Source organism: Collinsella sp. AF18-8LB (assembly GCF_003459795.1).
Taxonomy (GTDB): domain Bacteria; phylum Actinomycetota; class Coriobacteriia; order Coriobacteriales; family Coriobacteriaceae; genus Collinsella.
The window spans coordinates 299,086-314,334 of the sequence record NZ_QRWU01000001.1; the positions used below are offsets into that span (position 1 = coordinate 299,086).

Genomic DNA, 15,249 nt, shown 5'->3' on the forward strand with positions numbered 1-15,249 from the left:
TCATAACGACTGCTGAGAAATGCGCATCGGTGCATAAATCGCAGACAAGGAGTCTGATATGTCTTTGAAGGTTGGAATCGTCGGCGCGGCTGGATATGCCGGTGCCGAGCTCATTCGTCTCGTGCTCGGTCATCCCGAGTTTGAGCTTGTTGCCATTACGTCCAACGCCGATGCTGGCCAGCCGCTGTCCGCGGTGTACCCGAGCTTTGCTGGCATAAGCGATCTGGTTTTTACCACGCATGACGCCCCCGAGCTCAAGAGCTGCGATGCGGTCTTTCTTGCCGTGCCGCACACTGCCGCCATGGCACAGGTGCCTGCGCTGCTCGCCGCGGGTGTCTCCTGCTTTGACCTTTCGGCCGATTATCGCCTGAGCGACCCGTCCGTCTTTGAGATATGGTATGCCGTCGAGCACACGAGCCCCGAGCTGCTCAAGACCCGTGCCTTTGGTCTGCCCGAGCTGTTCTGCCAGGACTTGGAGGCCGCCGCATCCGACCATGCCGACGGCAAACCCGTGCTGGTCGCCTGCGCCGGTTGCTATCCCACCGCAACGAGCCTTGCCGCCGCGCCCGCTGTGCGCGCCGGCTGGGTTGCCCAGAGCGGCCCCGTGATCGTTGACGCTATCAGCGGTGTGACGGGTGCCGGTAAGTCCTGTAACGCCCGTACGCATTTTTGCAGCGCGGACGAAAACCTGGAGGCCTATGGCGTGGGCAAGCACCGTCACACGCCCGAAATTGAGCAGATCTTGGGCCTAACCGATCGCGTCGTCTTTACCCCGCACCTGGCACCGCTCAAGCGCGGTCTACTCTCTACGGTAACGATGCCGCTTACGCCACAGGCTATCGATACCTTGACCCTTGAGGACGTTGTCGACCATTACAAGCAGTTCTACGCCGGTCGCACCTTCGTGCGTGTATTCGATGCCGGTCAGCAGCCCAAGACGGCTTCGGTCGTCGGCACCAACGCCGCCCAGATCGGCCTCGCGCTCAACAAGCGCGCGGGCGTGCTGGTGGCGACGGGCGCCATCGACAATCTGTGTAAGGGTGCAGCAGGCCAGGCGGTCCAGTGCGCCAATATCGTCTTTGGTTTTGACGAGCGACGAGGCTTGCCCACAGTGGCGTGCCCGGTGTAGCACATTCGATTGTTAACGATTTGGTAGTCGGGCATCGAGTGGGGCGCCACTCTTAAGCTGGTTTCATGATCACGACTGGCATGGCGCACCAACCGATGTCCGTTTTTTGTTTGACATAAGGAGTCATAAAGACGATGAATACCGAGCTGTTTGATATCAAGATTCGCGCTATCGAGGGTGGCGTTACGGCTGCGGCTGGTTTTAAAGCCGCAGGCATCCACGCTGGGTTCCGCAAGAATCCCGAGCGCCTGGATTACGCCCTCGTCGTGCCCGATAAACCCTGTCCCGGCGCTGGAGTGTTTACCACCAATCGCTTTTGCGCGGCGCCCGTGCAGGTGAGCCGCGCCAACCTGGGCGGTGCCGACAAGGGCTACGGTATCATTGCCGGCGTTTCGGTCAACTCTGGCAATGCCAACGCCGCCACGGGCGAGACCGGCCTTGCATGCGCGCGCGAGACGTGCAGCATCGCATCGCAGGTCATCGGCTGCGAGCCCCAGCAGATCCTGGTTGCCTCCACGGGTGTGATTGGCCAGATTCTGCCGATCGACACGTTTGAGACCGCCGTTCCGTCCGCATACGAGGCACTCTCCGCCCATGGCGGTGCCGATGCAGCCCGTGCCATTATGACGACCGACACGCACTCCAAGGAGTACGCCGTGTCCTACGTCAGTGAGGCTGCGGGTCATGCGGGCAATGTCTATACGGTAGGCGGAATGTGCAAGGGCTCGGGCATGATCATGCCCAACATGGCCACCATGATCGCAGTTATCACCACCGATGCCCCCGTCGAGCCTGTGGCACTTCATGCCCTGCTGCTCTCGACCGTCAAGCAGACCTTTAACAAGGTAACGGTCGACTCCGATACCTCGACCAACGATACCTGCATTATGCTTGCTTCTGGCGCTGCTGCCGCGGATGCCGAGGCCATCGTCGAGGGCACTGATGCCTTTGACGAGCTGGCCTTTGCCGTGCACGAGGTGTGCGAGAGCCTGGCGCGCAATATCGCCGCAGATGGCGAGGGCGCATCCAAGCTCGTGACGGTTAATGTTATCGGCGCCGCTAACGACGAGGAGGCCGATATCGCCGCCCGTGCCGTTGCCAACTCGCCGCTCGTTAAGACCTGCATCGCCGGCCACGACTGCAACTGGGGCCGTGTTGCTATGGCGCTTGGCAAGTGCGGCGTGAAGTTTGATCAGGAAGACGTTTCCATCGACATGATGGGCATGCCTGTCTGTCGCGACGGTCTGACTGTTCCCTTTGATGAGGACGAGGCTCTACGACGTTTCGAGGCGCCCGAGATCGTGATCTCGGCCGACCTGGGCGCAGGCGACGCGGCAACGACCGTGTGGACCTGCGACCTCACGCATGAGTACATCTCCATCAACGGCGACTACCGTTCCTAGATTCCGGGCACGCTTCGCATCTTGCCGCGATTACGGACAGCGGAGCACGGCGCGATAACGATACGAAAGACGAGGCAGATTATGAAATTCGCACGCGATTGTCGTTCGAGCGAATCCAACGAAGCAACCGCGCAGCTGCTGTTCGAAGCGCTGCCGTGGATTAAGAACCTGACCGGCAAGACGGTTGTTATCAAATATGGCGGAGCCGCCATGGTTGATGAGCAGCTGCGCCGCGACGTGATGAGCGACATCGTTTTGCTCAAGATCATCGGTATGCGCCCCGTCATCGTGCACGGCGGCGGCAAGGCTATCAACGAGGCGCTGAGCCATTACGATATTCCCGTCGAGTTTAAGAACGGCCAGCGCGTGACCACGCCGGCGACTATGGATATCGTGCGCGAGGTGCTGGGCGGCAAGGTTAACCAGGAGCTGGTTGCTGCCATCAACCACCACGGTAACCTGGCCGTGGGCGTGTCCGGCAGCGACGCCGGTACGCTCATTGCCGAGCCGCTCGATCCCGAGCTCGGTCGCGTGGGCAAAGTGACGCACGTCAACACCGACTATATCGAGCGCTTACTCGATAGCGAGTACATCCCCGTCATAGCTACCGTCGCGGCGGGGGAGGACGGCGGCTTTTTCAACATCAACGCCGATACCGCCGCTGGTGCCGTTGCGGCAGCGCTCCACGCGCACAAGGCGATTTTCTTGACCGACGTCGACGGCCTGTACAAGGACTTTAGCGACAAGGATTCACTTATCTCCAACCTGACGCTCGACGAGGTCAATGAGATGCTCTACGGCGGCGAGGTCGATAAGGGCATGATCCCCAAGCTTCGTGCGGCTGTCGACGCGCTTACCGCTGGCGTGTTCCGAGCCCACATCATCAACGGTACGACGCCGCATTCGCTGCTGCTGGAGCTGCTGACCGATGCCGGCGTCGGCACCGTGATTCATTCCACCGAGACGGCTTACGAGTTCGATACGCATCCGCATCCGCTTTCGACGTTTGCTGCGCGTCTGACCGAGAACCTCGACGAGGTCGAGAAGCTTCAGACGGTCTAGCTGACCCGCAGTTGTCGCGTCCCTGCATCCATAGCCCTGCGCCGTACGGCGCCCAACGAAAGGCATCCCATGTCACTTGCAACTCAACAATCGCTCGAATCCCATTACGTTATGCATACCTTTGGTCGCTCGCCGGTCGAGTTTGTCGAAGGTCACGGTATGAAGCTCACCGGTGACGATGGTCGTGAGTACCTCGACTTTCTTGCCGGCATCGGCGTGTGCAGCCTGGGTCATGGCGACTCGGCTGTGCTCTCGGCGCTCGAGGCACAGACCAAAAAGCTTCTGCATGTGTCTAACTACTTCTACATCGAGCAGCGTGGCCAGGTCGCGGCGCTGCTGTCCAAGCTTGCTAACGACGACGTAGATGGTGCGCGCGTGCTTGCCGATGCCATTGCCGCCGGCGATGAGACCACAGCAGCTGCTCTTGGTGCCCCGGCTGCGGACGAGCAGGTGTGGGAGACCTTCTTTGCCAACTCCGGCGCCGAGGCCAACGAGGGCTCGATGAAGCTTGCGCGCCTGTACGCCAAGCGTGCCGGTAACGGCGGCAACACTATCGTGTGCATGCGCGGCGGCTTCCACGGCCGTACGCTCGAGACCATTGCCGCCACCATGCAGGATTGGCTGCAGGATAGTTTCCGCCCGCTGCCGGGTGGCTTTGTGGCCTGCACGCCCAACGATGTCGATGAACTGTGTGCAATCTTTGAGCAGCTGGGGAGCGAAATTTGTGCCGTGATGCTCGAGCCGATCCAGGGTGAGAGTGGCGTGCACCCCATGACCGAGGAGTTTATGGCGGCGGCGCGCGACCTAGCACACGACGTGGGCGCCGTGCTTATCGCCGACGAGGTCCAGTGCGGTCTGTTCCGCTCCGGCAAACCGTTCGCTTACCAGACCTATGGCGTGGAGCCCGACATCATGAGTCTTGCCAAGGGCATCGCCGACGGCGTTCCTATGGGCGCCGTGGTGGCAAAGAAAGAGATCGCCGACGTGTTTAAGCCCGGCGATCACGGTTCGACCTTTGGCGGTAGCTGCTTGGCCATCGCGGCGTGCGCCGCGACGCTCTCCGCGCTCGTGCGCGGCGATTATGCCGACCATGCTGCCAAGGTAGGCGCCTATATGGAGGCAAAGCTCGCCAAGTTACCGCACGTTACCGAGGTGCGCGGTCGCGGCTTGATGCTCGGCTGCGACTTGGATGACGCAGCAGGCGATGCGCATGATATTGTTGCCCGCGCGTTGGCCGCCGGTGCCGTGATTAACGCTACGGGTGCCCATACGCTGCGTTTCCTGCCGCCGCTCGTCTGCGAGGAAGCCGACGTGGACAGTCTGATCGAGATCCTGTCGGGTGTCTTGGGCTAACGCGGCGCAATAACTCAATTTGGACCGGGTTCCGGACTGCGGGTGTGCCATATGCGGCACGATTCAACGGTCTGGAGCCCGTTTTGCCTTAGATTTGCTAAGGCAGGGAGACCTGCTGGTCAAAAAACATCAAATATGAGTACTGTTACTGATTTGGTAGCAGCAATTTTGGACTAATAAGGCCAGATAGCAAGTCGAAATGGCGATGAAAGCACGATTTTGAGCCAACTGTTAGTCCTTATAATGGACATATGTTGCGTAACTTAAGCAAATACTGTCTATTTATATGTTGCAAACAAAGTAGCAGTACTCATTTTTGCCATTTTTTGACCACGGCCTTTGTGACAGACGTGCTGGCGGGTTCGAATCCCATGCGCTGGGCCTGAAAAAGGAAAGGCCTCCATCGCTGGAGGCCTAACAATTCAGTGGTGGGCGATGAGGGATGTCCGCGTGCGGCTGGCGCCGCCCGCGTCCCGCTTCGTCGCTCCGCTCCTCGCGTGCTGCGCTGGAAAACGCTTCGCGTTTCCTCAGCTCCGCACCCTGTCGGGTTCGAATCCCTCTGCGATGGGCCCAAAAAAGAAAGGCCCCCATTGCTGGGAGCCTATCAAATCAGTGGTGGGCGATGAGGGATTCGAACCCCCAGCCTTGTGCGTGTAAAGCACCTGCGCTAACCGTTGCGCCAATCGCCCGTGCGGAGAGAGTATAGCAAAACAATCGCCTCATTCACCTCATATCCATTAAAGGTAACTGGCGCGTGTCACAGCGGAGCTGATTCAGTTGAGATTGCCTGAACATTCCGCCCCTCTTTACGCCCTCGGGTATACTCAAAAGCTACTGATTCGATTTGATGCCCAGCAACAGCAGAGGGGATAGTATATGTGCGGTTTTGTCGGTTTTGTCGGTGGGACGGATAACCAATCCGAGGTGCTCACCAAGATGATGGACCGCATCGTCCATCGCGGTCCCGACATGGGCGGTCAGTTTATCGACGGCCGCGTTGCCCTCGGCTTCCGCCGCCTGTCGATCCTCGACCTGACCGAGGCTGGCGCCCAACCCATGGCCAACGAGGACGGTAGCGTCGTCATTGTCTTCAACGGTGAGATCTACAACTTCCAAGAACTCCGTTCCGAGCTCGAAGCCAAGGGCTACAAGTTCCATTGCGGCGCCGACACCGAGAGCCTCCTGCACGGCTACGAGGAGTGGGGCGAGGCCGTCCTCGATCGCCTGCGCGGTATGTACGCCTTCGTCATCTGGGACAAAAAGAAGAACAAGCTTTTTGGCGCCCGTGACATCTTTGGCATCAAGCCGCTTTACTACTATCCCATGGCCGATGCGGGCGACGGCGCTCCGGGCGTGCTCTTTGGCTCCGAGATCAAGAGCTTCCTAGACTACCCGCACTTCCACAAGGCGGTCAACAAAAAGGCTCTGCGTCCGTACATGACGCTGCAGTATTCGGCAACCGAGGAGACCTTCTTCGAGGGTGTCTACAAGCTGCCGCCGGCGCACTACTTTACCGTCGATATCCCGACCGGCAAGATGAACATCGAGCGCTACTGGGATTGCGATTACTCTGCCGTCGAGAAGCCGTTCGAAGAGTATGTCGATGAGCTGGACGAAGTCGTGCACGAGAGCGTCGAGGCCCATCGCATCGCCGACGTCAAGGTCGCGTCGTTCCTCTCCGGTGGCGTCGACTCCAGCTACATCGCCGCTTGCCTCATGCCCGACAAGACCTTCTCGGTGGGCTTTGACTACAAGAACTTCAACGAGACCAACTACGCCAAGGAGCTTTCCGATAAGCTCGGCGTCGAAAACGTTCGCAAGATGATTACCGCCGACGAGTTCTTCGGTGCGCTCGAGGACATCCAGTATCACATGGACGAGCCGCAGTCCAACCTGTCTTCCGTGCCGCTGTGGTTCTTGGCCGAGATGGCCCGCAAGGACGTCACCGTCGTGCTTTCGGGCGAAGGCGCCGACGAGCTCTTTGGCGGCTACGCCTACTACGAGGACACGGTCCCGGTGCGCAAGTACAAAAAGATGGTGCCGCTGCCCATCCGTCGCGCGCTCGGTAACCTGGCGCTGCATATGCCGTACTTCAAGGGACATAACTTCCTGGTCAAGGGTGCCGAGATCCCCGAGAAGTCGTTCCTGGGACAGGCTCTGGTATGGCCGGAGCGCGAGGTCGACGGCGTGCTCAAGCCCGAGTACAACACCGGCGATGGCGCCTTCGAGCTTGCCGCTCCCATCTATGCGCGCGTGAAGGGTCAGCCCGAGCTGGTCAAGAAGCAGTACCTGGACATGAACATGTGGCTCCCGGGCGACATTCTGCTCAAGGCCGACAAGATGTGCATGGCGCACTCGCTGGAGCTGCGCGTGCCCTTCCTGGACCGCAAAGTCATGGAGTTCGCCGAGCACATTCCCGACCGCTACCGCATCAACGAGAACGGCAACAAACAGGTACTCCGCCACGCTGCCAACAAGTCGCTGCCCGATGAGTGGGCCACCCGTCCCAAGGTGGGCTTCCCGGTGCCGATTATCTACTGGCTGCGCGAGCAAAAGTGGTACGACTATGTCAAGGAGTACTTCACCGCGCCGTGGGCAAGCGAGTTCTTCGATACCGACGAGCTCATGCACCTACTCGATCTGCACTTTGCGGGCAAGGGCGATTTCCAGCGCAAGATCTATACGCCGCTCGTGTTCTTGGTGTGGTACAAGCGCTTCTTTATCGACGAGGACCAGCCCACTGTTCAGGCTGCCTAGCCTCGGCTTACGAACGCCTGCGCGTAACGGCTCCTCCGGGAGCCGTTTTTGCGTGGGTGCGTTTCAGTTACTATAAAAACCGTCCCTGCCAAATGGCTGAGAAAGGTGAAAGATGCACCATTCGGATTCCGCGACCGTGACCACGGTCGATACGCTTGCCAAGCTTCTCGATGTGTGCGGCGAGCTGCGCGCATCAGAGCAGGTTGACGAGCGTGCCGTGACCGGCTGCTCGTTTGATTCGCGCGCGGTCTCGGCAGGTGACGTGTTCTTCTGCAAAGGTGCTGCCTTTAAGCCCGCGTTTTTGAGCATGGCGCTCGATGCTGGCGCCGTCGCATTTGTGTGCGAGGAGTCGCTGGTCGAGTCTCTGGAGCCGCTGGCGAAGGAGAGCGGTGCTGCGATGCTGGTTGTTGATAGCGTCCGCACGGCCATGGCCCTGTTGCCGCCGGAGGTCTACGACCGTCCCGACCACGACGTCAAGATCGTGGGCATCACCGGCACCAAGGGAAAGACCACGGCCGCTTTTATGCTCCAGTCCATCATCAAGGCGGCGGGCGAGTCCTGCGGCATGATCGGCTCGGTGAGTACCGACGATGGTATCGAGTGCTACGAGAGCACCAATACTACGCCCGAGGCCCCCGAGGTCTGGCGCCATATCGCCAACTGCCGCACGTCCGGTCGCCAGTCCATGGTCATGGAGGTCTCGAGCCAGGCGCTCAAGTACCAGCGCGTCGAGAACCTGCCGTTTGACGTGGCGTGCTTCCTCAACATCGGCCGCGACCACATCTCGCCGATCGAGCACCCGACCTTCGAGGATTATTTTGAGAGCAAACTCAGGATCTTTGACCAGGCAAAGACCGCCGTGGTGAATCTGGGCACCGAAGAGGTCGACCGTGTGCTGGAGGCAGCGTCGACGGCCGAGCGCTTGGTGACCGTTGGCGTCGAGCATCCCGAGGCAAGCCTGTGGGCGAGCGACGTACGCATGGTCGGCTTTAGCATCGAGTTCAACTTGCATGGCCTGTGTGCCGACGAGTCCGAGGCGGGGGAGAAGGTCCTGCTGGGTATCGCGGGAGACTTTAACGTGGAGAACGCGCTGGTCGCTATCGCCGCTGCGCGCGAGATCGGCATCGGTATCGATGCCATCAAGAAGGGCCTCTCCAAACTGCGTGTGCCGGGCCGTATGGAGGTCGTGGAGTCGAAGGACGGCCGCGTGATCTGCGTCGTTGACTATGCGCACAACCAGCTTTCGTTCCGTTCGCTTTTCTCGTCGGTCAAGCGCGCGTTTCCCGCCAGCCCCGTCATTGCGCTGTTTGGCGCCGCCGGCGGCAAGGCTCAGGAGCGCCGCGAGCAATTGCCACGCGAGGCCGCACCATATTCCGACCTGATGATCTTTACGAACGAGGATCCAGCTCACGAGGACCCGATGAAGGTCTGTCGCGAGCTTGCCGAACATGTTCCCGACGATACGCCGAACAAGATCATCCTCGATCGCGAAGCCGCTGTGCATGCGGCGTTCAAGGCGGCGCGCGAGGAGTACGTCAACCCCGATGCTCCCACCATTGTCTTGCTGCTGGCAAAGGGTGACGAGGAGCTCATGCACGTGGGCGACGAATTCGTGCCCATCGAGAGCGACCTTTCGCTGGCCAATCGCCTGATCGATGTTACCCAGTTTGACTAATGAACCATGATGGCGGCGGCGCCCTGAGTACGCTGTCGCCATAAGCGTGTTCCCTCAATCAAAACATGCCGTCCAAGTCCAAACCCTTCTACGTAAACGGAGTAACCATGTCCCACAACACCCTGCCGACCGTTGCCGAGCTTTCGGGCGAGATGCGCGAGCGCTTGGCCAAGGTTAAGTACGTCTTTACCGACCTGGACGCCACCATGCTCGCGCCCGGCTCGTGCGTGCTGCGCGACAACGACGGCAACCCCTCGACCAAACTCGTCGAGGCCGTCGTGGCGCTCGCTCGCGCTGGTATTCAGGTGGTTCCTACCTCGGGCCGCAACCGTACCATGATCCACGAGGACGCGCGCGTGCTTGGCCTCAACTCCTACATTGGTGAGATGGGCGGCCTGGTCATGTACGACCTCAAAGCCAACGATTGGGAGTATCTGACCGGCGACATGCCTTACGACCCCGCCTGTGGCCTTACTCCGCACCAGGTGATCGAGCAGACCGGCGTGTGCGAGAAGATCCTTGCCCGCTGGCCGCACAAGATCGAGTACCACAACGACATGTCGACCGGCTACAAATACCGTGAGGTCACCGTCGGCATGCGCGGCGATGTGCCCGACGATGAGGTCCAGGCCATCCTGGACGAGGCCGGCTGCGGTCTGATCTGGGCTTGCAACGGCCATCTGACTCACCTGTCCAAGCCGACGACGCTCGAGCTCGATCGCGTCGAGGACGGCCGGGCATTCAACATCAATCCCGCGGGCCTCAACAAAGGCGTCGCTATTGCGCGCTTCTGCGAGCACCTAGGGATCGAGCGCGAGGAGACGTTGGCGCTCGGCGATTCCGAGTCCGACTTTTACATGGCCGATCACGTGGGCACGTTCTGCCTGGTCGAGAACGGTCTGACCAGCGCCGGCGCGCCCGAGTTCCTGGCTGCTTGCGAGAACGCTTTCGTTACGCGCGGCAAGATTGTCGACGGCTGGGTGGCAACGGCTGAGCTGCTTGTTGCGGCCCGTTCATAGCGCGACGCATCACGCGTGGCCGCATTTTTCGAGAGAGAATCTGGTGAGGTAATGTCCGATATCGAGAATCTGGCCGGGGACACGCGCCCCATCGGCGTGTTCGACTCGGGCCTGGGCGGCCTGACGGTCGCACGGGCAATTGCCACGGCGCTTCCGCACGAGTCTGTTTACTACTTTGGCGATACTAAGCGCTGCCCTTACGGCACTCGCACCGAGGATGAGGTGCGCTCGTTTGCGCTGCAGGCGGGGCGCTGGCTTTCGAGGCACGACGTCAAGATTATGGTCATCGCCTGCAACACGGCAACGGCCGCGGCGTTGCGTCTGGCCCAGCAGGTGCTCGACGTTCCTGTGATCGGCGTGATCGCGCCGGGCGCGCGTGCGGCCATCAACAGCACCCGCACGCGCCGCGTGGGCGTGCTTGCCACTAACCTCACCATCCGTTCGGGTGCCTACACGCGCGCCATCCAAGACCAGGATGCCGGCGTGGACGTGTACGGCTGCCCTGCCTCGAGTTTTGTCGAGGTCGTCGAGCACGAGCTCGCGTCGGGTGCGCACCTGCAGGAGCAGTGGCTCGAGAACGAGGATATCTTTGATACGCCTGCCGTGCGCGCGCTGGTCGGCGCCACGGTCGAGCCGCTGCACGATCGCGGCATCGATACCGTGGTGCTTGGATGCACGCATTTTCCGCTGCTGGTGGGGCCCATTCGCCATGCACTGGGGTCCGGGGTGCGCGTGGTGAGTTCTGCCGAGGAAACCACCCGCGAGCTGACCGATATCCTCACGCGCCGCGAGCAGCTGGCGGGCGACGCCGCCGAGCCGCAGCATCGTTTTGCCACGACGGCCGATAACATTGCTGAGTTTGCGGTGGCGGGCAGCTTTATCTTTGGACAGCCGCTCAAGAGCATAGAACATATCGATATCGATGAGCTGAAATAGATGTAAGGCCACCGACCAAAGGCTCACTTTCATCTTTTGCCGAAAGGATATTTCTATGGAGTACATGCAGGTCAACCGCGCCAACGGCCGCGCCGCCGATGAGCTGCGCCCCGTTAAGCTCACCCGTGGCGTCATGAAGCACGCCCGCGGCTCGTGTTTGGCCGAGTTCGGCGACACGCGCGTGCTGTGCGCCGCTACTATCGAGGAGGGCGTGCCGGGCTGGCGCAAGGGCGCCAAGGCCGGTTGGGTAACGGCGGAGTACGCCATGCTACCGGCATCGACCGGCAAGCGCTGCAAGCGCGAGCACGCCAACCGCAAAGGCCGCTCCATGGAGATCGAGCGCCTCATTGGCCGTAGCCTGCGTACCGTCGTCAACATGAAGGCGCTCGGCGAGTACACCGTCACCGTCGACTGCGACGTGATCCAGGCCGATGGTGGTACACGTACGGCAAGCATTACCGGCGCCTGGGTGGCGCTGCACGACGCCCTCGCCATGTGGGTTGAGGCAGGCAAGATCGAGCGCATCCCGCTTACCGGCCAGGTGGCTGCCATCTCCATGGGCGTTGTCGACGGCAATACGCTGCTTGACCTCGATTATTCCGAGGACAGCCATGCCGAGGTCGACATGAACCTCGTCGCCACCGACACCGGTGAGATGATCGAGCTCCAGGGCACCGGCGAGCAGGCGCCCTTCGACCGCAAACGCCTCAACGCCCTGCTCGACCTGGGCGACAAGGGTATCGCCGAGCTCATCGAGCTCCAGCGCCAAGCCCTCGCCTAACCTGCCAAAAAGGGACAGGTTTATTTTGGTAGGTTTTATCTGCGGAGACGTCTAGACACAAGACTGCCGTTGATTGAGAGGGGAGAGGCTAAGGTCCTCGCCGTCCTCAACACGGCATTGCTATAGAGACAAGGAGACCACTCATGGCACTTGAGAAGATCGACATCGACACCCTCGACCCGGCGGCGACCATCGTCGTGGCAACCGGAAACGCTCATAAGCTCACCGAGATCGAGGCCATTTTGGGCAAGGTCATGCCCGAGGTGCGCTTTGTGGCGCTCGGCCAGCTGGGCGATTTTGAGGACCCCGAGGAAAACGGCATGACGTTTTTGGAGAACGCCATCATCAAGGCGCAGGCTGCCGTCGAAGAGACGGGGCTCATGGCCATTGCCGACGATTCGGGCCTGGTCGTTGACGCGCTGGACGGTGAGCCCGGTGTGTATAGCGCGCGCTACGCGGGCGTTCACGGCGACGATGCCGCCAACAATGCCAAGCTGCTCGTTAACCTGGAAGGCGTGGCTGACGAGGACCGCACCGCGCGCTTTATGAGCGTCGTTGCGCTTATCGACACGGACGGTTTGGTCACCTATGGTGAGGGCGCCTGCGAGGGCGTTATCGCACACGAGGGCCGCGGCGATCACGGCTTTGGCTACGACCCGCTGTTCCTGCCGGTCGACACGCCGGGCAAGACCATGGCTGAGCTGACGGCGGACGAGAAGAACACCATCAGTCATCGTTTCCACGCGCTTGAGCATCTGTCCGCCAAACTGACGGGCGAGGAGTAGGCTGTGCGTGCGGTGGTTCAGCGCGTGCTCAACGCCGGCGTGACGGTCGACGGCGAGTGCGTGGGCAAAATTGGGCGCGGCTATCTGGTGCTGCTGGGCGTGGGCCACGGCGACACGCGCGCCGAGGCCGATAAGCTGTGGGGCAAGCTCCGGGGCTTGCGCATTAACGAGGACGAGAACGGCAAGACCAACCTGGCACTTGCCGATGTCGACGGCGAGGTGCTCGTGGTGTCGCAGTTCACGCTGTTCGCCGATTGCCGTCACGGCCGCCGCCCATCGTTTACCGATGCAGGCGCCCCCGATGTCGCCAACGAGCTTTACGAGTACTTTTTGACGCTCGTTGCCCAAGATGTCGAGCACGTGGCACATGGCATCTTTGGCGCCGACATGAAGGTCGACCTGGTCAACGATGGCCCGTTCACCATCGTCCTGGACACGGACAACCTTTAGGTTACTCGGTTTTACCAAACCGCGTAACAACTGGTCATGCGAGGTTGTCGTCTGGTACGTATTTGGGACGGGGCTTATTTAGCTACTTGCGTGTGGTGGCAGCAGGGTGCTATAGTATTAGAGTTTTGTCTATCTTAGGGGTATTATCCCCTTTTTGAATTGCACCTTCTGGAGGCCCTGTTCATGGAAGAGATGGAAGTCAATCACGTCGACGACATCCACGAGAAGCTGACCGATATGGTGGGCGATCGCGTCAAGGTTAAGGCCAACATGGGCCGCACCCGCGTCGTCGAGCGCATGGGCACCATCAAGAGCGTCCACCCCGCCGTCTTTATCGTCGAGGTTGACGAGCGTCGCGGCCGCAAGTCGCGTCAGTCATATCAGTATATCGATGTCCTCACCGGTCAGGTTGAGCTGTTCGACCCCGAGAGCGGCGAGCATATCTTTACCCCGCTCGGCAATCAGCTCGAGGAGCATTAACGGTGACCGATCGGTCCCTGACTCTTTCCGCGCCGGCAAAGATTAACCTTTACCTGGGGGTTCATACCGAGCGCGATGACCGCGGCTACCACAGGGTCGATTCCCTGATGGCAGCCGTCGGTCTTTCCGATACCGTGACGGTCACGCCGGCACAGGCGCTGACCGTCCAGACGGTTCCGGCATCAGATTTTCCCATGCAAAAGAATACGGCGTATCGGGCTGCGGTTGCTATGGCCGAGCATTATGGTCGCGAGGCAAACATCTACGTGACGATTGAGAAGCACATTCCATTGTGCGCCGGCTTGGGCGGCCCCTCGACGGATGCGGCCGCGGTCATTGTCGCCTTGGCGGAGCTCTGGGGAATTGATCGCACCGATTCCACGCTCGACGACATTGCACGGGGCATTGGTGCTGACGTCCCGTTCTTTTTGCACGCGAGCCCTGCGTTCTACGTGGGTGGGGGAGACGTGCTGGCAACCGAGTACCCCGTGCTGCCCGCGACACCCGTCGTGCTGGTCAAGCCGCGGGAGGCGAGCGTTTCGACAATTGAAGCCTATCGACGTTTTGACGAGGCCCCGGTGCCTGCGGACAAGCCCGGCGCGATGGCTTCTGCCTTGCGTGCTGGTGATGCCGAGACGGCATATGCGCTCATCCATAACAACCTGGGTGTCATTTCCGCACAGATGGAGCCGCAGATTCAAACGGTTCTCGATTGGCTGCATAAACAGGACGGCGCCGTTGCTGTAGATGTGTGCGGATCGGGCGCCTGCTCGTTTGCCATTTGCGACACCGCCGCCACGGCCGAAAGGCTTGCCGGCGCTGCCCAGCAAAATGGCTGGTGGGCCTGCGCAACGGAGCTCATTTCCAACACGGTTCAGATCGACGCGCCAAAGAAATAAAAAATTATCTAGCACGTGGCGGAAATCTTTGTTACTATAGTCGAGCTAACGGGTTGTGGCTCAGTTTGGTAGAGCACTGCGTTCGGGACGCAGGGGTCGCTGGTTCAAATCCAGTCAACCCGACCAGAGCATGAGGAGGGACCGCTTCTTGCGGTCCCTTTTTTTAGCTATTGTTGTGATACCGCGATACCCGCGGTATACTCATTCGAGCTTGTCTCGCTGTATTGTGGAGGTCTACATGTTTGGACTGAGGGCTCCTGAGCTCATCATTATTCTCGTCGTTGTCCTGATTATCTTCGGGCCCAAGAACCTGCCGAAGCTCGGCAAGTCCCTCGGCTCTACCGTCAAGAATATCCGCGAGGGTATGGAGGGCGACGATAAGGCCGAGACCAAGCAGGCCGAGGAGGTCGTGGTCGAGCAGTCCGAGGAGGACAAGGAGATCGCTGAGCTCGAGGCCAAGCTCGCTGCTGCCAAGAAGAAGCAGGCAGAGGACAGCGACGCGGACGCAGAGTAGTTCCAT

At 60.5% G+C, this 15,249-nt stretch carries 14 protein-coding genes and 2 tRNA genes; 15 read left to right on the forward strand and 1 reads right to left on the reverse strand.

Features of this window, described 5'->3' with window-relative positions; genetic code table 11:
• Positions 1–58 precede the first annotated feature (58 nt).
• The 4 genes from argC to DWX25_RS01320 all read left to right on the forward strand — a co-directional run bounded on the left by argC (position 59) and on the right by DWX25_RS01320 (position 4,947).
• Complete coding sequence (argC, locus tag DWX25_RS01305; protein ID WP_117798525.1) at positions 59–1,129, forward strand: N-acetyl-gamma-glutamyl-phosphate reductase; 1,071 nt, start codon at positions 59–61, stop codon at positions 1,127–1,129.
• A 134-nt stretch (positions 1,130–1,263) separates the two neighbouring features.
• Positions 1,264–2,532, forward strand: coding sequence for a bifunctional glutamate N-acetyltransferase/amino-acid acetyltransferase ArgJ (gene argJ, locus DWX25_RS01310; protein WP_199412289.1), 1,269 nt, complete (start codon positions 1,264–1,266; stop codon positions 2,530–2,532).
• 81 nt (positions 2,533–2,613) lie between these two features.
• Positions 2,614–3,594 carry an acetylglutamate kinase gene (gene argB / locus DWX25_RS01315; protein WP_117798529.1) on the forward strand — a complete coding sequence of 327 codons (981 nt, stop codon included), beginning with the start codon at positions 2,614–2,616 and terminating at the stop codon, positions 3,592–3,594.
• Between the two features lie 69 nt (positions 3,595–3,663).
• Positions 3,664–4,947 carry an aminotransferase class III-fold pyridoxal phosphate-dependent enzyme gene (locus tag DWX25_RS01320; RefSeq protein WP_117743813.1) on the forward strand — a complete coding sequence of 428 codons (1,284 nt, stop codon included), beginning with the start codon at positions 3,664–3,666 and terminating at the stop codon, positions 4,945–4,947.
• 613 nt (positions 4,948–5,560) lie between these two features.
• Here the strand turns inward: DWX25_RS01320 and DWX25_RS01325 are convergent.
• Positions 5,561–5,636, reverse strand: a tRNA-Val gene (locus DWX25_RS01325).
• Positions 5,637–5,823: 187 nt separating this feature from the next.
• Here DWX25_RS01325 and asnB point away from each other — a divergent pair.
• The 11 genes from asnB to tatA all read left to right on the forward strand — a co-directional run bounded on the left by asnB (position 5,824) and on the right by tatA (position 15,243).
• Positions 5,824–7,704 carry an asparagine synthase (glutamine-hydrolyzing) gene (gene asnB, locus DWX25_RS01330; protein WP_117763499.1) on the forward strand — a complete coding sequence of 627 codons (1,881 nt, stop codon included), beginning with the start codon at positions 5,824–5,826 and terminating at the stop codon, positions 7,702–7,704.
• 112 nt (positions 7,705–7,816) lie between these two features.
• Positions 7,817–9,379, forward strand: coding sequence for a Mur ligase family protein (locus DWX25_RS01335; RefSeq protein WP_117743107.1), 1,563 nt, complete (start codon positions 7,817–7,819; stop codon positions 9,377–9,379).
• Positions 9,380–9,486: 107 nt separating this feature from the next.
• A complete protein-coding gene (locus tag DWX25_RS01340) occupies positions 9,487–10,398 on the forward strand; it encodes an HAD family hydrolase (RefSeq protein ID WP_117743106.1) in 912 nt (303 codons plus the stop codon).
• Between the two features lie 51 nt (positions 10,399–10,449).
• Entirely contained in the window at positions 10,450–11,334 is an 885-nt protein-coding gene (murI, locus tag DWX25_RS01345) for a glutamate racemase (RefSeq protein ID WP_117798531.1), read from the forward strand.
• A 55-nt stretch (positions 11,335–11,389) separates the two neighbouring features.
• Positions 11,390–12,115 (forward strand): ribonuclease PH, encoded by a 726-nt coding sequence (gene rph / locus DWX25_RS01350; RefSeq protein ID WP_117743104.1) that lies wholly within the window; start codon positions 11,390–11,392, stop codon positions 12,113–12,115.
• A 143-nt stretch (positions 12,116–12,258) separates the two neighbouring features.
• A complete protein-coding gene (gene rdgB / locus DWX25_RS01355) occupies positions 12,259–12,900 on the forward strand; it encodes an RdgB/HAM1 family non-canonical purine NTP pyrophosphatase (RefSeq protein WP_117798533.1) in 642 nt (213 codons plus the stop codon).
• A 3-nt stretch (positions 12,901–12,903) separates the two neighbouring features.
• Complete coding sequence (gene dtd, locus DWX25_RS01360) at positions 12,904–13,350, forward strand: D-aminoacyl-tRNA deacylase (protein ID WP_117734288.1); 447 nt, start codon at positions 12,904–12,906, stop codon at positions 13,348–13,350.
• Positions 13,351–13,533: 183 nt separating this feature from the next.
• Positions 13,534–13,830 (forward strand): Veg family protein, encoded by a 297-nt coding sequence (locus tag DWX25_RS01365; protein ID WP_006234957.1) that lies wholly within the window; start codon positions 13,534–13,536, stop codon positions 13,828–13,830.
• A gap of 2 nt (positions 13,831–13,832) precedes the next feature.
• Positions 13,833–14,729: a 4-(cytidine 5'-diphospho)-2-C-methyl-D-erythritol kinase gene (gene ispE, locus DWX25_RS01370; protein ID WP_233505071.1), complete on the forward strand. Its 897-nt coding sequence runs from the start codon at positions 13,833–13,835 to the stop codon at positions 14,727–14,729.
• 49 nt (positions 14,730–14,778) lie between these two features.
• Positions 14,779–14,855 (forward strand) — tRNA-Pro (locus DWX25_RS01375).
• 112 nt (positions 14,856–14,967) lie between these two features.
• Positions 14,968–15,243, forward strand: a complete 276-nt coding sequence (gene tatA, locus DWX25_RS01380; protein WP_022094895.1) for a twin-arginine translocase TatA/TatE family subunit — start codon at positions 14,968–14,970, stop codon at positions 15,241–15,243.
• Positions 15,244–15,249: the final 6 nt, after the last annotated feature.